Genomic DNA, 19,678 nt, shown 5'->3' with positions numbered 1-19,678 from the left:
ATGTCGCCAAAAAGCGGTCCCGGTTTTGGGACTACGAGACCCCCAGAAAAAATCAGCACGCAGCCAGGGCCTTCTCCTGCTTGACGCGTTCCTTGAGTGTGCTGGAAATATCGGGATAGCGCTTGCCGACCTCGCTGAAGGTGGCGCAGGCAACATCGTGCTGCTTGAGACCGACCAGCGACACGCCCAGCTTCAACAGCATGTCGGGCGCCTTCTTGGCTTTGGGATAATCCTTGCTGGCGGCGAGGAAGACTTCCGCCGCATCGCGATATTTCTGCTGGCCAAGCAGCGATTCCCCCAGCCAGTAATGCGCGTCCGCCGCCTTGGCGTCCTTGGGGAAGCGCGAAATATGATCGCGGAAACCCTGTTCGGCGGTGCCGTAGTCACCCGACAGGATGAACTGGTAGGAGTTGCGATAGAGCTCTTCGGGATTGTTGGTCGCGGGCAGCGCGGCGACCACCGTGCCGCCGGACTTGCCGGCCTTGGCCGGCGCGCTGGCGGCTGGTGCCGTGTCCTGTGCCGGCGCGGTTGCCTGCGTGCTGCCGCCGGCATCGATCACATTGCCGTTCTTGTCGACAGTGATGGACCCAAAGGTCTTTTCGGGCGCTCCCTTGCCGGGGATCACCTTGCCGGGGTCACCGTCGGGTGACTCGACGATGACGTCCTCGACTGTCTTGCCGCCTGTGGATTGATCGCCGCCGGGCGCGGCGCCGGCATCGGCCGGCGCCTGGGTTGCCGGGGCCGAGGCCACGTCGGTGTTGGTCCCGGTGGTGGCATCTGATTTCTTCTGCGCCGGCGGTTGTCCACCTTGCGAGCCGCCTTCAAGCTGCTGGAAGCGGAACTCGTTGTCTTCCTGCTGTTTGCGGATCTGCTCCTGCATCTGCAGGATCTGGAAATTGAGTTCCTCGACCTTGCCGGTCAGCTGCCGCATTTGGTCCTCGAGCCCGGTCACGCCGGCGCCGCTCGACTGGGCAAGCTGGACCTGATCTTGCTTTTTCTTCTCGCCGAAAAGGCTGGGCAACTCGAGTGTCGGCAGATGGAAGGAAAAGCCGGTATCGGCTGATTGCCCTGTACCGCTCGCCGAAGCGGTTACGCCTGATAGGAGCAGCAGCGCCAGCGTGCCGCTCAGAACCGATCTCAAATGCATGTGTCTCTCGCCGTCCAATCGTTAGCTTGTTCGCGCCTTCCAATCGATGTGAGACCAGCCAAGCGCCCTCGGCTCATAGCAGGGCGCGAGACTTCGGCCAAATTTTGTTTCGGGTGTCAGGACATGAAAAAGGCGGCCCGAGGACCGCCTTTCGCAAAGAGGTGTTGTATTTTTGCCATCTGTGCCGTGCGCGCCTTTCGGCGCGCGACGCCTCAGGAACCAGCGCCGCTGAGCGTGGTGACGGCGCGGCGATTCTGCGACCAGCAGGAGATGTCGTCGCATACGGCGACCGGACGTTCCTTGCCGTAGGAAATCGTCTTGAGACGGCTCGCCGAAACGCCCTTGGAAACCAGGAAGTCGCGCGTGGCGGCGGCACGGCGGGCACCGAGCGCCAGATTGTATTCGCGCGTGCCGCGTTCGTCGGCATGGCCTTCGACGACGATGGCATACTGCTTGTACTGGTTCAGCCACTGTGCCTGGCGCGACAGCGTCGTCTGTGCGTCGGCGCGGATCGAGGTCGAGTCCGTATCGAAGAAGATACGGTCGCCGATGTTGACGGTGAAGTCCTGTGCCGAGCCGGGTGTTGCGGCACCCGCGCCATTGAGGCCAAGGTCAGCGGCGCTGTTCGGGGTCTTCTTCGAAGCGCAACCGGTGATGGCGAGCATCGCCACCAGCGCGATCATGGCCGGGTTTCTGGTCAGTGCTGCGATACGGCCCATGCCGCCTCTCCTTCGTATTCGAGTGATCATGTTCGAGTGATTTCGTTGATCACCCAGTAACCACGTTTGGGTTAACCGGCATTCAAGAAACACGGTTAAAATTTGGTTTAGGCTGCCCGTCCGCAGCTGTTTTGTCATAGGCCACAGTTGGCGCGGACCCTAGGCGGAAATGCGGCCAAAACGCGACGAAGGCATGGAAAAGGGGAATGTAAGAGGGGAATTGAAGAGTTGGAGAACTGAAGAATTGAAGAAGGATGGTCACCCTAGCTTCACTCTGAGGTTCACCAGCATTCCGTACACCTGGCCATACGATTGTAGCCACTCGTCCCGTTGCGCCTGCGAGATGTATTCGAGATCGAACGCGTATGAAATCCACGTCTCCACTTCACTGCACGATCCTATGGCCATCGAAATGAACCGGGCAAATTCGGCTTTGGAGTGGCTCTGTTTGGCAAATCCCTCGGCCAGATTGGCGCAAATCCCTTTGCTGGAACGCCGCAGCTGATCGGCCAGCGCGTATTGCTCTATCTTGGGAAAAGCGAGGGTGGCCTTGTGAACCGCCAGAGAGACCACGTAAGCGCGCTTGTAGACCTCTAGATCCTTTGCTCGCTTAACGTAGCCCTCTACTTTCTCCATCTCTTCAATTCTTCAATTCGCCAATTCCCGTTCTATTCCAGCAGCGGTGACCAAGCCGGATCCGAAGCAAAGTTCGTCGTCGGGATCGGCTGCTCGTTGCGGCCGGTGAGATCGACGGAAACCAGTTTCGGGCCGCCATTGGCGTCGCGGAAGAACATCAGCACGCGGCCGTTCGGCGCCCAGGTCGGGCCTTCCTGCTGGAAGCCGGACGACAGTATGCGCTCGCCCGAGCCGTCGGTCTTCATGACGCCGATCTGGAATTCGCCGCCGCTCTGCTTGGTGAAGGCGATGAGGTCGCCGCGCGGCGACCACACCGGCGTCGAATAGACGCCGTCGCCGAAGGAGATGCGGGTCTGGCCCGATCCGTCGGCGCCCATGACGTAGATCTGCGCGCGACCGCCACGGTCGGAGGTGAACACCACCTTGCTGCCGTCGGGCGAGTAGGAAGGCGAGGTGTCGATGGCGGTCGAGTTGGTCAGCCGCGTCGTCGAACGGCTGCGCAGGTCCATGGCGAAGATGTTGGAATTGCCGTCGTCGCGCAGCAGGCTCATGATCACCTTCTGGCCGTCGGGCGAGAAGCGCGGTGCAAAGGTCATGCCTGGAAAATTGCCTACCAGTTCACGCTGCCCGGTCTCGATCTGCAGGAGATAGACCCTGGGCTGGCCGCTCTCATAGGACATGTAGGTGATTTCCTGCCGGTTCGGCGAGAAGCGCGGCGTCAGCACGATCGACCTGCCGTCCGAAAGGTAGCGGACGTTGGCGCCGTCCTGGTCCATGATGGCGAGGCGCTTCTTGCGCGCGTTCTTGGCGCCGGACTCGTCGATGAAGACGACACGCGTGTCGAAATAGCCCTTCTCGCCGGTCAGCCGCTCATAGATGGCGTCGGCGATGATATGGGCGACGCGGCGCTGATTGGCGTCGTTGGCGAAGAACTGCTCACCGGCCATCTGCTGCCCCGCGAATGTGTCCCACAGCCGGTACTGGGCGCGGATGCGGCCGTCTGCTTCCTTGCTGACGCTGCCGGTGACCAGAGCCTGCGCATTGATCACCTTCCAGTCGTCGAAGCGGGGGGTTGCGTCCGGATTGGCGATCTTCTCGATGAAGGCGCTCTTGTCGATCGGCGCGAACAGGCCGGAGCGCTTCAAGTCGGCGGTGACGATCTGGGAAATCTGCGCGCCAAGTGCGTCGCCGCCCTGGAAATCGGTGATGGCGATCGGCAACGGCTCGACATTGCCCTTGTTGACGTTGAGTTCGACCAGCGCCCAGGCAGGCATCGAAACGATGGCCGTCATGCCCAGCGCCATGGCTGCAATCGTCAGGAGCGGCTTGAGGATTGATTTCATGTCTTCTCGCTTCTCATACTGATCTTCGGATATCAGGGCCTAGAGGCCGAGCATCTCCCTTGGGTCGAATGTGACCCGGATGTCGTTCCAGATGTCCTGCTTGCCGGCGGGAACCTGCAGGCCGGCCATGTCGCATTTCTGAACCGCGCGCACCGCGCTCTCGTCGAACTGCCTGTTGCCGCTCGACGTTTCAACGGAAGGACGGCCGTCGAGCTTGCCGGAGGTGTTCAGGTTGAAACGGACGACGACGACGAAATTCTCCGAACCTTCAAGCCCGGCTGGCAAGGTCCAGCAACCGCCGAGCTGGCTTTCCAGGGCGCCCTGCTCCGACTTCGACAGCTTCTGGCCCTGATCCTTGTCGCCGCCGAGCGACGCTTGCTGCGTCGAGCGCTTGGCGCCGCCGCCGGACGGCTTCTGCTTGTCGAGCAGCGCCGAAATCTCGTTGGCGTTGAACTGCTTGTCGTCCGACTTTGGCTTGGACGAGGCTTCCTTGACTGGCTTGTCGGCATCCTTGCGTTCAGGCGCCTTGGCGCTTTCGGCCTGTGCCGGCTGCGGCTTCGGTCGGGCCTCCGGCGCGGGCGCCGAATTCGGCAACTGCGTCTCCTCGGTGGGCGGGTCCTTGGCTATGGCCTCGGCGACGGCGTCGGGCTTGACCTCGGGTGTCGGATCAATGGCGGCGGTCTTGTCCTGCGGCGGCGGTGTCGGCGCGGGCTTTGCCGGAGTGGGCTTCGGCTCGGTCTGCTTGACCGGCTCAGGCTTGACCTCTTCCTTGGGCGTCGGCGCTGGCGCCACTTCCGTCGCCGGAATGGGCTTGGGCTTTTCCTGCGGCTTCGGCACGTCGTCGGTCTTCGGGATTTCCTTCGGGGTCGGCGCTGGCGCCGGAGCCGAGGTCGTGTCGACGGGTTTCGGCTTGGCTTCAGGCGTTATCGGCTTGTCGGTGTCGACGCTGTTTTCGCCGACCTTCTGCGCATTCGGCACGATATCGGGACGCTGCGTCGGCAATGGCGCCGGCTTTTCATGCATGACGGCCTTCTTGTCGCCCTGCAGGGTCTGCGCAATGGCTTCCATCGGCACGATGTCGACCGCGACGGACTCGACATCGGCGGACGGAAGCGCGGCCGGCGCCGACAGGGTGAACAGGCCGAAGGCCAGCACCGCCGTATGCAAGATCACCGATGTGGTGAGGCCGGTCCTCATCGTGCGTCTATTGATCCTGTTCCTGCAGTGAAACCAGGCCGATGTTCTTGTAGCCAGCGGCCGAAATGCGAGCCATCACCTTCATCGCCGTGCCGTAGTCGGTCGACTTGTCGCCGCGGATGAAGATGCGCTCTTCATAGCCGGTCTTCGAGATCGCCTGCAGCTTGGCCACCAGTTCCTCGATCGGAATCTCGGTTTCCTGCAGGAAGATCTTGCCGGTCGCATCGATCGAGACGGTGATCGGCTGGGTGTCGGCATTCATCGCCTTGGCCTGCGTGTCGGGCAGGTCGATCGGCACGCCGACCGTCAGCATTGGCGCCGCGACCATGAAGATGATCAGCAGCACCAGCATCACGTCGACCATCGGCGTGACGTTGATTTCCGACATCAACGCGTGATGGCGGCCGCGCCGCCTGTGGCCGCGCCCGCCGCGTCCTCCGCCCATGCCTACAGACATTCCCATGATCGTCCCTCAGGCCTTCGGCGCGACTTTTTCATCGATTTGGCGCGAGAGTATGGCGGAGAACTCGTCGGAGAACCCCTCCATGCGCACGGCGATCTTGCTCGCATCCGATGACAGCTTGTTATAGGCGATGACCGCCGGAATGGCGGCAAGCAGGCCGATGGCCGTTGCCAGCAGCGCCTCGGCGATGCCGGGCGCGACCACCGCGAGACTGGTGTTCTTTGAGCCGGCGATGGCCTGGAACGAGGTCATGATGCCGATGACAGTGCCGAACAGGCCGATGAAAGGTGCCGCCGAGCCGGTGGTGGCGAGAAAGCCGAGGCGGCCCTCCAGCTTTTCCATCTCACGGGTCAGCGCCAGGTCCATGGCCTTGTCGATGCGGGTCTGCAGGCCGAGCGGCGACTTGGCGCCTTTCTCGAAACTCTTCTTCCATTCGCGCATGGCGGCGACGAAGATGGCGCCCATGCCTGTCGTCTTGCGGTCGGCAAGAGTGCGGTAGAGTTCCTCCAGCGACTGCCCCGACCAGAAAACCTGCTCGAAGCGGTTCAGCGCCAAGCGCATGCGGCCGTAGGCAACCAGCTTGTCGACGATGATCGCCCAGGTCCACACCGAAGCGCAGAGCAGCCCGATCATGACCAGCTTGACCACCCAGCTGGCCTGCATGAACAAGGCCCAAATCGACAATTGCGCGCCCGGTTCGGCGAGTGCGATATTTTCCATCGTTACGTCCTTAAGATTTTCCGGGCGAAGCTGGCGGCTGGCCCATGGCATCCCTTGTGGTCGGTTCGCACGAAGCTACCGGACACCCCAAACCGTGCCGTTAGCGGCCTTTTCGGGGCAAATATTGGTGAAAGGAAGGCGCTCGATAACGCCAATCTTCCCCAATCTCTTCATGAACCGTTATGGTTAAGGATGGGTTAGTCCATAAGGCGCGGCGCATTGCCGCGCCCCCGGCACCGCGCCGGCGAAGTCAGCACGCTATCCGTCCAATCAGTCTTGGGGAAAGACCTTGGGCATGAACGCCGCCATCCATTCCCTGGGAAAACGCCTCGGCCGGCCATTCTCGCCGATGATCGCCGCCTCGACCTTGGCCTCGACCAGCACCTCGTCGCCGCGCTTGAGCTGCTGCGCCATGAAGATGCGCGCGCCGGAAATGGTCTCGGTGCGGGTATCGATGGTCAGGATGTCATCGATACGGGCGGGGATGCGGAAGTCGATCTCCATGCGGCGCACCACCCACACGATCTTCTCGCCGTGCTTGCCGTCGGCGAGTTCGGTGTGATGCACGCCGGTGAGCCTGAGATAGTCGGAGCGGCCGCGCTCGAGGAATTCCAGATAGCGCGCGTGATAGACGACGCCCGAGAAATCGGTATCGGCATAATAGACCCGCGCCATCAGCCGGTGGCCGAACTCGGTCAGCGCACCGGAAAGCCCTGCCTGCAATGCCGCGGATTCACCATGATCGCCCATTGCGCTTCCTTTTTGGATGCCGACGCGGCAGGTATTTTTCGGCGCATGAACCCGATGGCACTGTTGACGACGATGATCAAGAGCTTGATGGCGGTCGTGCTGGCGCTGGCCGCTTCTACACTGTCGGGTGGGGCGGCGACCTTCTCCATGAAGCGCGGTCTCAATCTCGACCAGTGGGTCACCTGGCCCGGCGAGGACCAGTGGGGTGATGGCAAGGCCATCCTGCCCTACCCGGAATGGCGCAAATTCCTCAACGAGGACGACCTCAAGGCGCTGAAGGATGCCGGCTTCGATTTCCTGCGCATGCCGGTCGATCCGTCGCCTTTTCTCTCGGACAAGACAACGGACCTTCGTGACCAACTCTATGCCAGCGTGCTGGACTCGGCGCGCATGATCAATCGCGCCGGACTGAAGGTCATCGTCGACATGCACCTGATCCCGGCCGGCGGCGGCCGCAAGATCGGCATGGGCGAGGTGATGGACGACCCCGCGACCTTCGACCGCTATGTCGAGGTGGCTCGCGGCATGGCGCGCAAGCTGGCCGCCGAAGATCCCGAAAAGGTCGCTTTCGAACCGATGAACGAGCCGATCGTCGATTGCGACAGCGACGGCACCAGCCTGTGGCCCGACCGCCAGCGCAAGCTGTTCGCGGCGGCGCGCGCCTCGGCGACGAAACTGACGCTGATCCTGACCGGAGCTTGCTATTCCGCTGCTTCGTCTCTGGAAAAGATCGACCCGAAGACGATCCCCGACGACAACGTCATCTGGACCTTCCACTCCTACGACCCGTTCCTGCTCACCCATCAGGGCGCGACCTGGGCCGGCGACTTCATTCCCTATGTGACCGGCCTGCCCTATCCTTTGACCGCGGTGCCGAAGGCGCAGCTTGATGTGACGCTGGACACCATCCGCGCCCGGATCAAGGCCGAGGCGCCGTGGACACGGCAGAATGGCCTGCTTGCCTATCTCGACGAGCAGGTCGCCAGCATGGACAGCGCCGACAAGCTGCTTGGCCTGATGGATGCGCCGTTCAAGGCTGTCGAGGCTTGGGCGAAGGCCAACGGCATCAAGCCGGAAGACATCACGCTGGGCGAGTTCGGCATGATCCGCCAGGAGTATGGCAATGCCTATGTGGTGCCGGCCGAATATCGGGCCGCCTATGTCAGGGACATGATCGCTCGGGCCGAAGCGCATGGCTTCTCATGGTCGGTGTGGAGCTATGGCGGGGCTTTCGGCATCGTCGACGCATTCAATGGCGACAAGGCCGAGCCTGACGTGCTGGACGCAATCCGAAGCCTGCCATGACCCGAAGCCTGCCATGACGCGCCGGTCAGCCGAGGTCTATCTGCAGGATTTCCGGGCGCATTCCGAAACGGATCGGCAAATTGCTGAAGCCAAGCCCGCCCGAGACGATGAGGTTGCGGTCGTTCTCGACGACATGGCCATAGGCGTAGCGATTGCCGAACTGGGATGGCACGATCGGCGAATAGCCGAACAGCCGCACCTGCCCGCCATGGGTGTGTCCCGATAGCGTCAGCGACACACGCCACGGCACTTTTGGAAAAATGTCCGGTTCGTGCGCCAGCAGGATGACGGGCGCGGCGTCGCTGATTTTGGCCAGCGTGCCGTCGAGATCGTCCAATCCCCTGGGAGGCTCGTGCTTCTTTTTCGGCAACAGCGCCAACTGATCGGCGAGGCCCGCGATCCAGACGCCATGTCCGTCCTTTTCCAGACGCACGGCGTCGTTCTCCAGCACCGGGATGCCGGCTTTCTCCAGAGCCTTGCGCGCGATCGTCGGGCCGACTTCGGCACGCTGCGCAAAGCCGTCGGCCCACCAGTCGTGATTGCCGAGGATCGACACCACGCCGAGCGGCGCCTTGAGGCCCGACAGGGCGCCAGCCCATTCCGGCGGCGTCACCCTTTGCGACACCAGGCGCATGCCGGCTATGTAGTCGCCGAGCAGCACGATCAGGTCCGGCTGCAAGGCATTCGCCTCTTCGGCAAGCGAAGCGATCCGCTCCGGCGTCATCCATGGCCGGCAGGCATGGATGTCGGCGAGCGCGACGACGCGCAGCTTCAATCCGGCCGGCCAATGCGGTGGCGTCAGCGCATAGCGCTTCACATGCGTCAGCAGCATCGGCTCGATACCGACGGCGTAGGCGCTGAAGGAGGCGACCGACAGGAACGACCCGCCGATAAAGCGCAGGAACCCGCGTCTGGTTATCATCAAGTGGCTCCGGCACCTCATTTCGGCATGCGCTGCTACATGTCGCCCAAAAGCGATCTCGGTTTTGGTTGGACGACATGCATGGATGCAGCGAACCCGACAAAATCCAGCAATACGCCGGTAAGCCGGCGAAGATGAGGAGAATTTGCGCAGGCCCGTTCACTGATGCTTGATCGCTAGTCCGCGAAAGCCGCGCCTGATCGCTTGCGTGGCTATTCTTCCTGGAACAGATTGATCTGCTGCTGTGCCAAATCCTTCGGCGCATCGAGGCCGAGATGGCGCCAGGCATTGGCGGTCAGCATGCGTCCGCGTGGTGTGCGCTGGATGAACCCCTGCTGGATCAGATAGGGCTCGATGATGTCCTCGATGGCATCGCGCGGCTCGGACAGGCCGGCGGCGATGGTCTCGATGCCGACCGGACCGCCGCCGAAATTACGGGCGATCATGCTGAGATAGCGGCGGTCGAGGGCGTCGAGGCCAAGCGCGTCGACTTCGAGCCGGGTCAAGGCCTCGTCGGCGATCAGGCGGTCGACATGGCCGTCGCCGGCCACCGAGGCGAAATCGCGCACGCGCCGCAGCAGCCGTCCGGCAATGCGTGGCGTGCCGCGCGCGCGCCGCGCGATTTCCAGCGCACCGTCGTCGCCGAGTGGCATCTGCAGGATGCGCGCGCCGCGCCGCACGATCTGCTCCAACTCCTCGACGGTGTAGAAGTTGAGCCGCACCGGGATGCCGAAGCGGTCGCGCAGCGGATTGGTGAGCAGGCCGAGCCGCGTGGTGGCGGCGACCAGCGTGAAGTGCGCTAGGTCGATCTTCACCGAACGCGCCGCCGGACCCTCGCCGATGATCAGGTCGAGCTGGAAATCCTCCATCGCCGGATAAAGGATTTCCTCCACCGCCGGGTTGAGCCTGTGGATCTCGTCGATGAACAGCACGTCGCCTTCTTCGAGATTGGTAAGCAATGCCGCGAGATCGCCGGCCTTGGCGATGACCGGCCCGGAGGTCGAGCGGAAATTGACACCGAGTTCGCGCGCCATGATCTGCGCCAGCGTCGTCTTGCCCAGCCCCGGCGGTCCGACGAACAGCACATGGTCGAGCGCTTCCTTGCGGCCCTTGGCGGCCTCTATGAAGACCTTGAGATTGGCCCGCACCGCCGCTTGGCCGACGAAATCGTCAAGCGTTTGCGGCCGCAGGGTCTGCTCGGCATCCTCGCCGCGCTTTTCCGGTGCAATGAGGCGGGGGGAAAGGCTCATGGGACCTTCCTTGCACAGGGCAGCGCCCCGGACAAGCGATGGCTCACCGTGCCAGTTCCTTCAACCCAAAACGGATCAGTTTGGACGCATCGGCGCCCTCGCCCGCCGTCTTCAGCGCTGCTGACACCGCATTGGCGGCGGTGTCGCGGGAATAGCCGAGATTGACCAGCGCCGAGACGGCGTCGGTGATCGGCGCCGGCGCTACGCCTTCGCCGAGTTCCTGCTTGAGCCCAATGGTGCCGGTGGCGGTGCCCGCATAGGCCGGCGCCTTGGCCTTCAATTCGGTGACGATGCGCTCGGCCACCTTCTTGCCGACGCCGGGCGCGCGGGAAACCATGGCGATGTCGCGCAGTGCAATGGCATTGGCAAGGTCAGCCGGCGCCAGCGTCGACAGGATGGCCAGCGCCACCTTGGCGCCGACACCCGGCACATTGTTCATCAGCAGCCGAAACCATTCGCGCTCGAGCTGCGACTGGAAACCATAGAGCCGGATCATGTCCTCTCGCACATAGGTCTCGATGAACAGCACCACCGCTTCGCCAGGCGAAGGCAGCGCGGCAAGCGTGCGGGTCGAGCAGTACGCGACGTAGCCGACGCCGTGGATATCGACGAGACAATGGTCTTCGTCGACCTCGTCGAGCGTACCCTTGAGCTTGCCTATCATGCCAGATCTTTCATGGGAGATAAGCCCCTCATGGGTGCGTTTCCGGAGAGATGATATCGAGATCGGGGAAATAACTGCGATAGCGCGCGGCGTCGCGGGTCAAAAGACGATGTCCGGCAACAGCCGCATGAGCACCAATAAAGAAATCAGGCAAGGTGCGTTCCCGAACGCCACCGGCCCGGCGATAGCGGGAATGCGTGACGCCCGCAAGGAATGCCGCGTCCCAAGGTACAAGTTCGCGATCCATTTCGAGCATGTCGACGGCTCTTCGAAGCGCCGTCTCCGTCGGGATCAGCGGCGCGAGCTCAGACCAGACGATTGTATTGACGACCAATGCGCCGTCGCTACGGCATGAAACGATTGCAGACGCTGACCATTCCGTCAGCGGCCCGGTTGGCCCCCAAACGTCGATGAGGACATTGGTGTCAATCAACGTCGAGATCTTCACGCGGGCCTCTCAACCACTCCATGTAAGCGTCGGCGGTCATGCCTCCCAGATCCAGTGTGCCCGCCATGCCGTGGAGAATATTCCTGAACCTGCGCGCGACTTCTTCATCGGACAGGTTTTCATTGACGGCAACGAGCCGAGCCCCTTCCTCGGTGGCCACGAACTCAACCTCGGAGCCCGGTCCGATGCCCAGATGGTCCCTTATCGGCTTGGGGATTGTGACTTGGCCCTTGGTGGTCACGCGCACGGTAATACCTCTAGGGTATTACTACGCGCGCAGCGTGAACAAGTCAAGAACATTGCTATTCGGCAAGCGCCATTCGGTAAGCGGCACTTTGCCGGTGATGCACGTGACAAATCGCGATGGCCAGCGCGTCGGCGGCATGTTCGGTGTCGAAGATCGCTTTCGGCAACAGCACCTTCACCATCATGTGGATCTGCTTCTTGTCGCCGTGACCGACGCCGATCACCGCTTTCTTCACCGCGTTCGGCGCATATTCGGCGACGACGAGGCCGGCGCGCGCCGGCACCAGCATGGCGATGCCGCGCGCCTGGCCGAGCTTCAGCGTCGCAACGGCATCCTTGTTGACGAAGGTCTGTTCGACCGCGGCTTCATGCGGCATCGCCTGGTGCAGGATGTCGGCAAGCCCGTCATGCAGCTGGCAGAGCCGCGTCGCCAGCGCCGCCTTGTCCTCCGAGCGCACGGTGCCCGCAGCAACAAAGCGCAAGGAATTGCCGAGGCTCTCGACGATGCCCCAGCCGGTGCGCCTGAGCCCCGGATCGATCCCGATGATGCGAATCGCGTCCCCCATGCCGTGAGTGTACCTCCGGCGGACAGCGATGCCAGCGAAAAGTGGACAAACCGGAAACGCTCAGCCAACCGGGAGGCCTCGACGTTTCTCAGTTGCGGGCGAAAGCCGTGTTGAGCAGGCTGATCTGGTCCGACACCGGATTGGGCCGGCGGGCCACGGGCTGCATGTCGACCACGGCGCCTGCGCCATAGATCTCTTCGTCCATTCGGCGCACCAATGCCTGCAGGCGCAACGACCGGTTGACGAGATCGAGAAAGTCGGTCGGCAGTTCGGCCCAGCCGGCCGCCTCGTCATGGGCGGAAGCGGTGTCGAGACGCACCTTGGATTTTTCCGAAGCGACCTGATCGCGCGTCATCTCGCCGGAATTCGCCGCACGCTGCAAAAGCAGCCACGAGGCAACCTGCATCAGCCTGGTGGTCAGCCGCATCGATTCGGCCGCGTAGAGCGTGGCCGCCAGCCGCGACAGTTTCTTGGCCTCTGCCCGGCCCTTGCCGTCGAGATACTCCGCCGCCTGTTCGACCAGGCCCATGCCTTCCTGGTAAAGCGGTTTGAAGGAGTGCGAAAACACCCGGCGTTCCGCCAGCTTGACGGTTTTCGCAATGCCCTTCGAAGGCTCGTTCATTGATACGCCCCTGCACTTGCGACCGGCCGATTCGGCTCTCTGCCGATACACCCGTGACCCTATAAAACTGAAGCTTGAAAATGCGCTTCGTCCGGGGTGAAGGCAAGCACATGTTTAACAGAAGGTTAACGGAGTTCGGCCGTGCGGAATGCCGCCTGGGTGCGGACAAAAAAAGAGCCGCGGATAAGGCGGCTCTCAGGAGTTTAACAGGGAGGCGTCAAACAAAGTGGCTCCAACCACTCGGTAAGAATCCAGATCACTGGATGGACATAGTAAACGCCTGTAAAGCTTAATGAACCCTTAACGGCTCTGATGTTTTTTTACCCAACACCGTGCTCCTGTGCCGTAACAACACAGCCGCACCGGCTGGGTTTCAGCCTTCACTCAGGCTTTTTTCCACACCACCGGCAAGGCGATGAAGGCAAACAGCAGCATGCCTGCGTAGAAGCCGATCGAAGATATCCCCAGCAACGGCTCGATCCCCGGATTTCCGGCAAGCAGTATATAAAGGCCGATCATCAGCCCGATGCCGCTGATTGCCGTCAGCCAGAAATGGACAAGGGCCAGCGTCTTTTGCCCGGCAGCCGGAAACAGGTGGTAAAAGAACGCGAAAACCGCCGACATCAGCCAACCGGCCACCATCGTGTGGGCGTGGGTCGGCATCTGGCCGTGGTCTTCACTGATTGCCATGTGGATGCCGAGCGCCATGCCGCACAGCGCGTAGATGATCGCCAGCGTGAAGAAATTCCGTGCTACCCCTTGCATATTAGTCCCCCGAATTGCCTTTTCCCAAGCTGGGAATGGATTGATCGTCAGGCGAACGCTGTCGCCGCCGGACTCCGGCTTCGGCACTAGCATCGGCAGTGTTTCCGGACGATGTCGCCCCCCGACGCTGCCGACGATAGCAGAAAACCGGGCGGTGGGTTCATCATATTAGTTTCTCCTTTCGTTAGCCGGCAGCCTGAAACACAGCCGGTTTTTCCACGACATCGTCCTGAAACAGCCGCGCCGCTAAACGCTGCGGCATCGAAGCGGCGGGCGGGCAATGGCGCGGCCTCGCCAGCAACCATTGGACATCGGGGAGAAAGCCATGGATTGGTATTCCATCATCAAATTGCTGCACATCCTTTCGGCGATGCTTTGGGTCGGCGGCGGCTTCACGCTGATGGTGCTGGCGACGCTGGCGGATCGCGCCGGCAACATCCAGGGAACGCTGCAGGCGATGCGCGCCACTGGCGAACTGGGCAACCGCTTCTTCGCTCCGATGTCGATGCTGACATTGGTCTTCGGATTGATCATGTGCTCGTTCTGGGTCGGCTTCTCCGATCTCTGGGTCCTGATCGGGCTTGCCGGCTACGCCACGACCTTCTGCATCGGCATGTTCGTCTTTAAGCCGACCGCCGACCGCATGGGCGCGATGATCGCCAGGGATGGCGTGACGCCTGCGGCACTTGGCTATGGACATCGCATCCTGCGGGCGGCGCGCTTCGACTATGCGGTCATGCTCATCATCATCACCGACATGGTTCTGAAGCCTACCCTGCACGACGTCGGGATTCTCGCCGGCATGGTGGTGGTCCTTGCCGCCGGTGCCACAATGGCGCTCAGCCGGCCAAGACGCATGGTGCCCAGCGCCGCCTGACGCGGCTGGAGCGCTACATGATGCCGGCGATCCCGTCCCACAGAAGCTTCACTGCCACGACCGCCACGGTCGCATAGGTGAAGGGATAAAAAATTTCTGGCCGCATCCGCCGCACCAGCCAGGCACCGGCGATGGTCGACAGTGGCGCCAGCGGCATCAGCACGGCGGACGCCGTCAGATTGGCGGTGTCGAACTGGCCGAGCGCGAAATACGGGATGAGTTTCAGCGCGTTGGTAGCGGCGAAGAAGATCGCTGCCGTGCCCGACAACACCTTGGGGTCGAGCCGGATCGGCAAGGCATAGACCTGGAAGGGCGGGCCGCCGACATGGGCGACGAAGCTGGTGAAGCCTGCGACCGTGCCCCATATGGCCGCGGCCACGCGATTAGGTGCGGCCGCATGGTCGGAACCATGACGAAATTGCAGGTAAAGCCAGCGCAGCACGAAGATGATGGCAACGGCGCCGACGATGAGCCGCACCGCTTCCTCGGTGACCAGTGCCGCCGTCAGCCAGCCAAGCCCGATGCCCACGATGGCGCCCGGCATCATGTCGACCAGCATCTTGCGGTCGTACACGCCCCACCATGTCCACACCGAGACGATGTCCATCAGGCACAGGATGGGCAGCAGGATGGCGGCCGCTTGAACCGGCGGCATGGTCAGCGCCATCAGCGGCACGCCGACGAAACCAACCGCGCCGCCGAAGCCGCCCTTGGACAGGCCGACCAGGATGACCGCCGGAATGGCGGCCGCGTAGAACCACGGATCGAGAAGCAGGCCTGACATGAGGAGGAACTGATCTGGAGGGAAAGCGCGTCGACGCCTGAATAGCCCACAATCTTGAGTCGAGCGACAGCAAAAGCAACCCGCGCGCCTCGCCATGCCCCTATTCTATCGGCACGCCGAAACCAGCAGGAACATCGGCCGCTCGAGTTCTTCCGCCAGGTCCGGTCTGGCCGCGATCTGCGCGTCGGTCGGATGGAATTCCTCGACATGCTCGATTGTGAAACCCGTGCGGATCAGGGTGTTGAGCGTGGTCCCGATGGTGCGGTGATGTTTCACCACCCCCTTGGCCAGCCAGTTGGTCTTGCGCGGCCCTTCCACCAGATACTGGTCGACAGGCCAGGTCCTTTTCCCCTCCCCATCGATCGACCAGCCCGGATTGGTCGGCGCCATGTAGATCGGATGCTCGGTCGAGAAGACGAAATGGCCGCCGGGCGACAGGGCTTCGTGCACGGTCCCGAACAGGCGCTGAATGTCTTCGACGTAATGCAAGGCGAGCGAACTGTAGGCGAGGTCGAAGCCGCCTTGCGGCAGGCTGAGCTGGTCGAGGTCGGCTCTCTCGTAGGTGATGCCGGTGTCCGGGCCGGCCGCTCTCGCACGGGCCAGCATCTTTTCCGACAGGTCCAGCCCAAGGACTTCCCTCGCCCCATTTTCATGTGCCCAGCGGCAGAACCAGCCAAAGCCGCAGCCGAGGTCGACGACCCTCAGGCCACCGACATCGGGCAGCATCGCGCGCAACGCCGGCCACTCGGCGGCACCATCCAGGCCTTCGACGGAGCGGCCAAGCTGGCTGTAGCCCGCGAAAAAATCGGGTTGATCGTAAATGTTCTGCGCCATCTTTTTCTGGCTCCTCGGACAATCATCCGGCGGAAGACTGATATTTGGTGGACTGGCTGCGCCTTTCCACCACTGCCATGCCCTGTCAAGCCTACGAGGCCGTCGGCAATCCTAGTGGCGGCGGTCGCCGCCGGATCGGCTGTGCCTTGATAATGGCGGTGCTGGTCTCGGCCTTGTCGGCGATGCGATCGAGAATGCCGTCGAGGTCGCCGATCGAGCGCACGAACAGCCGGGCGACGAAGCAGTCGTCGCCGGTCACCTTGTCGCATTCGCCAAACGCCTCAATCTCCTCGATCAATTTCTGAACGATGTGCAGCTTGCCCGGCAGAGGCTTGATCCGCACGATCGCCTGCAGCGTATAGCCGAGCGCCAGCGGATCGATCTCGACGGTGAACGCCCGGATGACGCCGCGCTCCTCGAGGCGCCGCAGCCGCTCCGAAACGCTCGGCGACGATAGCCCGACCTGGGCCGCCAGATCCTTCAGCGAGGTTCGCGCATCCCTGACCAGGATTTCCAGCAGATTTCGGTCCAAATCATCCAGCATCTTCTATTTCCCGCGGATTTCGGGCGGATACCTAATTTAATTAGGCAATCCCGTCATATCACCTTTTCTAGGACCTGGATAGCTCAGACCTCTCATGAGATTATGCCGCCTCAACGGGTTCAGAGGCTTATTATGAACGATACGGTACGAGGCACGGTCGAAATGTCGGCCGCAATGGCGATCCTGGGAACGATCGGCTGGTTCGTCATCATGTCCGGTCAGCCGATCATGGATGTCGTGTTCTGGCGCTGCGCGTTCGGCGCGCTGACGCTGCTCTTCATCTGCGCTTCGCTTGGATTACTGCGCAACAGGCTGTCGTTGCGCGTCATCGGCCTTGCCGCGCTTGGGGGTGCGGCGATCGTCATCAACTGGCTGCTCTTGTTCAGCGCCTTCTCGCGCGCGTCGATCTCGATCGCCACCGCCGTCTACAACACGCAGCCTTTCATGCTGGTCGGCTTCGGCGCGCTCTTGTTCGCCGAGCGGCTGACATTGACCAAGCTGACATGGCTGGCAATCGCCTTCGCCGGCATGCTGCTGATCGTCGCCGCTGCTCCCGATGCCGCTGATGTCGGCACGAACTATTTCGCCGGCATCCTGATGGCCCTGGCCGCCGCCTTTTTCTGGGCCGTCGCGGCAATCGTCACCAAGAAGCTCAAGGGCACGCCACCGCATCTGATCGCGCTGATTCAGGTCTGCGTCGGCGTCGTCATGCTCGCGCCCTTCGCCAATCTCGCGCATCTCCCCGGCGATCCATGGAGCTGGGCCATGCTGGCAACGCTCGGCATCGTCCACACCGGCCTGATGTACATCCTTATGTACGGCGCCATCCAGAAGCTGCCGACGCATCTGCAGGGGTCGCTGTCCTTCATTTATCCGGTCGTTGCCATCCTGGTCGATGTCACCGCCTTCGGCCACCGGCTGCACCTCAGTCAGGTCGCCGGCGCCGCCGCCATCCTGATCGCGGCCGCGGGCATGAACCTCGGCTGGACATTGTGGAAACCGAGACCGGCCGCCGCGAGCCCCGAGCCGATCAGGTAAGGCGACGCGCCGGCTGCCCGGCGGATCAAAAATCGCGATCCGGCTGCCCGCCTGTTCAAAGCGGGCAGTTTGCTCTATGCCGCAATCCAACCATCTTCGCCCGGCATAGGCGAAACCCGGGATCGAAGAACCATGAATGACGCAACGCCCCCCAACCGCTGCCGCATCGTGCTGATCGCGCCGTCCGGCGTACCGGCGGATCGGATCACGGCCGCTTTCGACGGCGGCGATGTCGCCTCGCTGATCCTGCCCGAGAACGGCATGGACGAGGCCTCCTTCCAGGCCTTCGCCGAGCGTATCGTGCCGGTCGCGCAGGCCGCCGGAGTGGCCGTCATTATCGCTGGCGACACCCGCATCGCGGGCCGCGTCCAGGCCGACGGCATCCATGTCGAGGTCTCCAAGGCCGAACTCGCCGAGACGATCGAACATTTCCAGGCGAAAATGACGGTCGGCGCCGGCGGCGCCAAGACGCGTGACGACGCGCTCGAACTTGGCGAAGCCCGGCCCGACTATATTTTCTTCGGCCGGTTCGGCTACGACAACAAGCCCGAGCCGCATCCGCGCAACCTGTCATTGGGGCAGTGGTGGGCGCAGATGATCCAGATCCCCTGCATCGTCGAGGCCGGTTCCGATCTTGCCTCTGTCGAAACCGTGGCCGCCACCGGCGCCGAATTCGTCGCGCTGTCGAGCGCCGTGTTCGCCGACGGCGTTGATCCGAAGGTGGCGATCGCCTGGGCCAATGCGCTGCTCGACGAAACAGCGCCGCGCCTCGAGGACTGACGTGTTCCTGGCAAGGCTTTCTCTTCAGGCCCTGCTCGCGGCGGTGATGATCCAGGCCGCCGCCGCCGAAACCATACCCTTGCCGCAGCCCAAGCCTGAAACCGGCGTGCACACCGACAAGCCTATCGAAAAGCAGCTGCCGCAGCCCGCCACTACATCGGAACCCGCGCCGTTGCCGTCGGCCGACAGCGTCAATCCCGACCGCTTTGGTGCCAAGCCGACGGACGCTGCCTATGGTGCCTTCCAGCGTGGTCTCTACAAGACCGCCTATAATCTGGCGCTCGTCCGTGCGCAGAATGGCGATCCGGCGGCGCAGACGCTGGTGGCCGAGATCCTGTCGCGTGGGTTGGGCGTGCCGTTGAACGCGGCCGAGGCCGCGAAATGGTACGCGCTTGCCGCCGAGCAGGGTGTGCCGGAATCGCAGTTCCAATATGCGTTGATGCTGCTCGACGGCCGCTACGTCAAGAAGGACGCGAAGGAAGCCTATGCCCTGATGCAGGCCGCCGCCGAGGCCGGCAACCAGCTTGCGCAGTTCAATTTCGCGCAGATGCTGGTCCAGCAGGATCCCGGCAACGCCGGCCTGGCCAAGGCGGTTTCCTACTATGAGCGCGCCGCCGCGACCGGTCTTGCCGACGCGCAGTACGCCATGTCGCAGATCTATGCCAACGGCGTCGGCGGCAAGCCGCGCGACGATGCACAGGCACGGCGGCTGCTGGCGCAGGCCGCCCGTCAGAACTACGACACCGCGCAGATCGATCTCGCCGCCTGGATGATCGAGGGCCGCGGCGGCGCGCGTGACCTGAAATCGGCCTTCGGCTGGACGAAGCAAGCCGCCGAAGGCGGCAATGTCGCGGCGCAGAACCGGCTGGCAAAACTCTATATGCAAGGCATCGGCACCGATCCCGACCTCGTGCTCGCCGGCGCCTGGTACATCGTCGCCCGCCGCGCCGGCCTCATCGATCAGCAGATGGACGATTTCCTGCAAGGGCTGAGCGACGACCAGACCAAGCAGGCCCTGCAGAAGGCCAACCGCCTGCCCTGATGGCGGTAGGCGGAAC

At 62.8% G+C, this 19,678-nt stretch carries 24 protein-coding genes; 5 read left to right on the top strand and 19 right to left on the bottom strand.

The features are described from left to right. Positions 1 to 52: 52 nt before the first annotated feature. From ybgF to ybgC, 8 genes are all read right to left on the bottom strand, one after another. Positions 53 to 1,147: a tol-pal system protein YbgF gene (ybgF, locus tag FJW04_RS04400; RefSeq protein ID WP_140712597.1), complete on the bottom strand. Its 1,095-nt coding sequence runs from the start codon at positions 1,145 to 1,147 to the stop codon at positions 53 to 55. A 212-nt stretch (positions 1,148 to 1,359) separates the two neighbouring features. Then, positions 1,360 to 1,866 (bottom strand): peptidoglycan-associated lipoprotein Pal, encoded by a 507-nt coding sequence (pal, locus tag FJW04_RS04395; RefSeq protein ID WP_015315272.1) that lies wholly within the window; start codon positions 1,864 to 1,866, stop codon positions 1,360 to 1,362. Positions 1,867 to 2,124: 258 nt separating this feature from the next. Then, the gene (locus tag FJW04_RS04390; RefSeq protein WP_140712595.1) at positions 2,125 to 2,502 is read right to left on the bottom strand and encodes a four helix bundle protein; all 378 of its coding nucleotides are present in this window, start codon (positions 2,500 to 2,502) and stop codon (positions 2,125 to 2,127) included. 32 nt (positions 2,503 to 2,534) lie between these two features. Then, complete coding sequence (gene tolB / locus FJW04_RS04385) at positions 2,535 to 3,845, bottom strand: Tol-Pal system beta propeller repeat protein TolB (RefSeq protein ID WP_140712593.1); 1,311 nt, start codon at positions 3,843 to 3,845, stop codon at positions 2,535 to 2,537. A gap of 39 nt (positions 3,846 to 3,884) precedes the next feature. Further along, on the bottom strand, positions 3,885 to 5,042 hold the full coding sequence (locus tag FJW04_RS04380; protein ID WP_140712591.1) for a TonB family protein: 1,158 nt from the start codon (positions 5,040 to 5,042) through the stop codon (positions 3,885 to 3,887). Between the two features lie 7 nt (positions 5,043 to 5,049). Further along, a complete protein-coding gene (gene tolR / locus FJW04_RS04375; RefSeq protein WP_140712589.1) occupies positions 5,050 to 5,505 on the bottom strand; it encodes a protein TolR in 456 nt (151 codons plus the stop codon). Between the two features lie 9 nt (positions 5,506 to 5,514). Continuing rightward, entirely contained in the window at positions 5,515 to 6,225 is a 711-nt protein-coding gene (tolQ, locus tag FJW04_RS04370) for a protein TolQ (RefSeq protein WP_015315267.1), read from the bottom strand. Positions 6,226 to 6,495: 270 nt separating this feature from the next. Continuing rightward, a complete protein-coding gene (ybgC, locus tag FJW04_RS04365; protein ID WP_140712587.1) occupies positions 6,496 to 6,975 on the bottom strand; it encodes a tol-pal system-associated acyl-CoA thioesterase in 480 nt (159 codons plus the stop codon). Between the two features lie 54 nt (positions 6,976 to 7,029). On the opposite strand from ybgC, the gene FJW04_RS04360 reads away from it, so the two are divergent. Further along, complete coding sequence (locus FJW04_RS04360) at positions 7,030 to 8,280, top strand: cellulase family glycosylhydrolase (RefSeq protein ID WP_140712585.1); 1,251 nt, start codon at positions 7,030 to 7,032, stop codon at positions 8,278 to 8,280. 25 nt (positions 8,281 to 8,305) lie between these two features. On the opposite strand, the gene FJW04_RS04355 is transcribed toward FJW04_RS04360, so the two are convergent. The 8 genes from FJW04_RS04355 to FJW04_RS04320 form a co-directional block, all read right to left on the bottom strand. Further along, positions 8,306 to 9,202, bottom strand: coding sequence for a metallophosphoesterase (locus FJW04_RS04355; protein WP_140616637.1), 897 nt, complete (start codon positions 9,200 to 9,202; stop codon positions 8,306 to 8,308). 212 nt (positions 9,203 to 9,414) lie between these two features. Then, positions 9,415 to 10,452, bottom strand: a complete 1,038-nt coding sequence (ruvB, locus tag FJW04_RS04350; protein ID WP_015315263.1) for a Holliday junction branch migration DNA helicase RuvB — start codon at positions 10,450 to 10,452, stop codon at positions 9,415 to 9,417. A gap of 43 nt (positions 10,453 to 10,495) precedes the next feature. Next, positions 10,496 to 11,116: a Holliday junction branch migration protein RuvA gene (gene ruvA / locus FJW04_RS04345; protein WP_015315262.1), complete on the bottom strand. Its 621-nt coding sequence runs from the start codon at positions 11,114 to 11,116 to the stop codon at positions 10,496 to 10,498. 28 nt (positions 11,117 to 11,144) lie between these two features. Continuing rightward, entirely contained in the window at positions 11,145 to 11,564 is a 420-nt protein-coding gene (locus tag FJW04_RS04340) for a type II toxin-antitoxin system VapC family toxin (RefSeq protein WP_140616636.1), read from the bottom strand. Further along, the gene (locus FJW04_RS04335) at positions 11,542 to 11,811 is read right to left on the bottom strand and encodes an AbrB/MazE/SpoVT family DNA-binding domain-containing protein (RefSeq protein WP_015315260.1); all 270 of its coding nucleotides are present in this window, start codon (positions 11,809 to 11,811) and stop codon (positions 11,542 to 11,544) included. The genes FJW04_RS04340 and FJW04_RS04335 overlap by 23 nt, the downstream gene beginning before the upstream one ends. Positions 11,812 to 11,866: 55 nt before the next feature. Next, entirely contained in the window at positions 11,867 to 12,376 is a 510-nt protein-coding gene (ruvC, locus tag FJW04_RS04330) for a crossover junction endodeoxyribonuclease RuvC (protein WP_140662639.1), read from the bottom strand. A gap of 88 nt (positions 12,377 to 12,464) precedes the next feature. Beyond that, positions 12,465 to 12,998 carry a DUF1465 family protein gene (locus tag FJW04_RS04325; RefSeq protein WP_015315258.1) on the bottom strand — a complete coding sequence of 178 codons (534 nt, stop codon included), beginning with the start codon at positions 12,996 to 12,998 and terminating at the stop codon, positions 12,465 to 12,467. Between the two features lie 384 nt (positions 12,999 to 13,382). Next, a complete protein-coding gene (locus FJW04_RS04320) occupies positions 13,383 to 13,763 on the bottom strand; it encodes a hypothetical protein (protein WP_023771684.1) in 381 nt (126 codons plus the stop codon). 325 nt (positions 13,764 to 14,088) lie between these two features. Here FJW04_RS04320 and FJW04_RS04315 point away from each other — a divergent pair, with 325 nt between their 5' ends. Continuing rightward, positions 14,089 to 14,640: a DUF2269 family protein gene (locus tag FJW04_RS04315; RefSeq protein ID WP_140712583.1), complete on the top strand. Its 552-nt coding sequence runs from the start codon at positions 14,089 to 14,091 to the stop codon at positions 14,638 to 14,640. A 13-nt stretch (positions 14,641 to 14,653) separates the two neighbouring features. Here FJW04_RS04315 and FJW04_RS04310 read toward each other — a convergent pair whose 3' ends face one another. From FJW04_RS04310 to FJW04_RS04300, 3 genes are all read right to left on the bottom strand, one after another. Next, positions 14,654 to 15,424 (bottom strand): sulfite exporter TauE/SafE family protein, encoded by a 771-nt coding sequence (locus FJW04_RS04310; RefSeq protein ID WP_015315255.1) that lies wholly within the window; start codon positions 15,422 to 15,424, stop codon positions 14,654 to 14,656. 105 nt (positions 15,425 to 15,529) lie between these two features. Further along, on the bottom strand, positions 15,530 to 16,258 hold the full coding sequence (locus tag FJW04_RS04305) for a class I SAM-dependent methyltransferase (protein WP_140712581.1): 729 nt from the start codon (positions 16,256 to 16,258) through the stop codon (positions 15,530 to 15,532). Positions 16,259 to 16,349: 91 nt separating this feature from the next. After that, positions 16,350 to 16,802, bottom strand: a complete 453-nt coding sequence (locus tag FJW04_RS04300) for an Lrp/AsnC family transcriptional regulator (protein WP_140712579.1) — start codon at positions 16,800 to 16,802, stop codon at positions 16,350 to 16,352. 132 nt (positions 16,803 to 16,934) lie between these two features. On the opposite strand from FJW04_RS04300, the gene FJW04_RS04295 reads away from it, so the two are divergent. The 3 genes from FJW04_RS04295 to FJW04_RS04285 all read left to right on the top strand — a co-directional run bounded on the left by FJW04_RS04295 (position 16,935) and on the right by FJW04_RS04285 (position 19,662). Continuing rightward, the gene (locus FJW04_RS04295) at positions 16,935 to 17,840 is read left to right on the top strand and encodes a DMT family transporter (RefSeq protein ID WP_140712577.1); all 906 of its coding nucleotides are present in this window, start codon (positions 16,935 to 16,937) and stop codon (positions 17,838 to 17,840) included. A 132-nt stretch (positions 17,841 to 17,972) separates the two neighbouring features. Then, positions 17,973 to 18,620 (top strand): thiamine phosphate synthase, encoded by a 648-nt coding sequence (locus FJW04_RS04290; RefSeq protein ID WP_140712575.1) that lies wholly within the window; start codon positions 17,973 to 17,975, stop codon positions 18,618 to 18,620. Position 18,621: 1 nt separating this feature from the next. Continuing rightward, entirely contained in the window at positions 18,622 to 19,662 is a 1,041-nt protein-coding gene (locus tag FJW04_RS04285) for a tetratricopeptide repeat protein (RefSeq protein WP_181172881.1), read from the top strand. Positions 19,663 to 19,678: the final 16 nt, after the last annotated feature.

The sequence above is a fragment of the Mesorhizobium sp. B2-7-3 genome, assembly GCF_006440715.1.
In the GTDB taxonomy this organism is placed as follows: Bacteria; Pseudomonadota; Alphaproteobacteria; order Rhizobiales; family Rhizobiaceae; genus Mesorhizobium; species Mesorhizobium australicum.
The sequence above is the reverse complement of the archived record's forward strand: the minus strand, read 5'-3'. Positions and strand labels throughout refer to the sequence as shown.

Coding starts and splice junctions, on each gene's coding strand:
- ybgF (WP_140712597.1), bottom strand. CDS start 1,147: ATGCATTTGAGATCGGTTCTGAGCGGCACGCTGGCGCTGCTGCTCCTA.
- pal (WP_015315272.1), bottom strand. CDS start 1,866: ATGGGCCGTATCGCAGCACTGACCAGAAACCCGGCCATGATCGCGCTG.
- FJW04_RS04390 (WP_140712595.1), bottom strand. CDS start 2,502: ATGGAGAAAGTAGAGGGCTACGTTAAGCGAGCAAAGGATCTAGAGGTC.
- tolB (WP_140712593.1), bottom strand. CDS start 3,845: ATGAAATCAATCCTCAAGCCGCTCCTGACGATTGCAGCCATGGCGCTG.
- FJW04_RS04380 (WP_140712591.1), bottom strand. CDS start 5,042: ATGAGGACCGGCCTCACCACATCGGTGATCTTGCATACGGCGGTGCTG.
- tolR (WP_140712589.1), bottom strand. CDS start 5,505: ATGGGAATGTCTGTAGGCATGGGCGGAGGACGCGGCGGGCGCGGCCAC.
- tolQ (WP_015315267.1), bottom strand. CDS start 6,225: ATGGAAAATATCGCACTCGCCGAACCGGGCGCGCAATTGTCGATTTGG.
- ybgC (WP_140712587.1), bottom strand. CDS start 6,975: ATGGGCGATCATGGTGAATCCGCGGCATTGCAGGCAGGGCTTTCCGGT.
- FJW04_RS04360 (WP_140712585.1), top strand. CDS start 7,030: ATGGCACTGTTGACGACGATGATCAAGAGCTTGATGGCGGTCGTGCTG.
- FJW04_RS04355 (WP_140616637.1), bottom strand. CDS start 9,202: ATGATAACCAGACGCGGGTTCCTGCGCTTTATCGGCGGGTCGTTCCTG.
- ruvB (WP_015315263.1), bottom strand. CDS start 10,452: ATGAGCCTTTCCCCCCGCCTCATTGCACCGGAAAAGCGCGGCGAGGAT.
- ruvA (WP_015315262.1), bottom strand. CDS start 11,116: ATGATAGGCAAGCTCAAGGGTACGCTCGACGAGGTCGACGAAGACCAT.
- ruvC (WP_140662639.1), bottom strand. CDS start 12,376: ATGGGGGACGCGATTCGCATCATCGGGATCGATCCGGGGCTCAGGCGC.
- FJW04_RS04325 (WP_015315258.1), bottom strand. CDS start 12,998: ATGAACGAGCCTTCGAAGGGCATTGCGAAAACCGTCAAGCTGGCGGAA.
- FJW04_RS04320 (WP_023771684.1), bottom strand. CDS start 13,763: ATGCAAGGGGTAGCACGGAATTTCTTCACGCTGGCGATCATCTACGCG.
- FJW04_RS04315 (WP_140712583.1), top strand. CDS start 14,089: ATGGATTGGTATTCCATCATCAAATTGCTGCACATCCTTTCGGCGATG.
- FJW04_RS04310 (WP_015315255.1), bottom strand. CDS start 15,424: ATGTCAGGCCTGCTTCTCGATCCGTGGTTCTACGCGGCCGCCATTCCG.
- FJW04_RS04305 (WP_140712581.1), bottom strand. CDS start 16,258: ATGGCGCAGAACATTTACGATCAACCCGATTTTTTCGCGGGCTACAGC.
- FJW04_RS04300 (WP_140712579.1), bottom strand. CDS start 16,802: ATGCTGGATGATTTGGACCGAAATCTGCTGGAAATCCTGGTCAGGGAT.
- FJW04_RS04295 (WP_140712577.1), top strand. CDS start 16,935: ATGAACGATACGGTACGAGGCACGGTCGAAATGTCGGCCGCAATGGCG.
- FJW04_RS04290 (WP_140712575.1), top strand. CDS start 17,973: ATGAATGACGCAACGCCCCCCAACCGCTGCCGCATCGTGCTGATCGCG.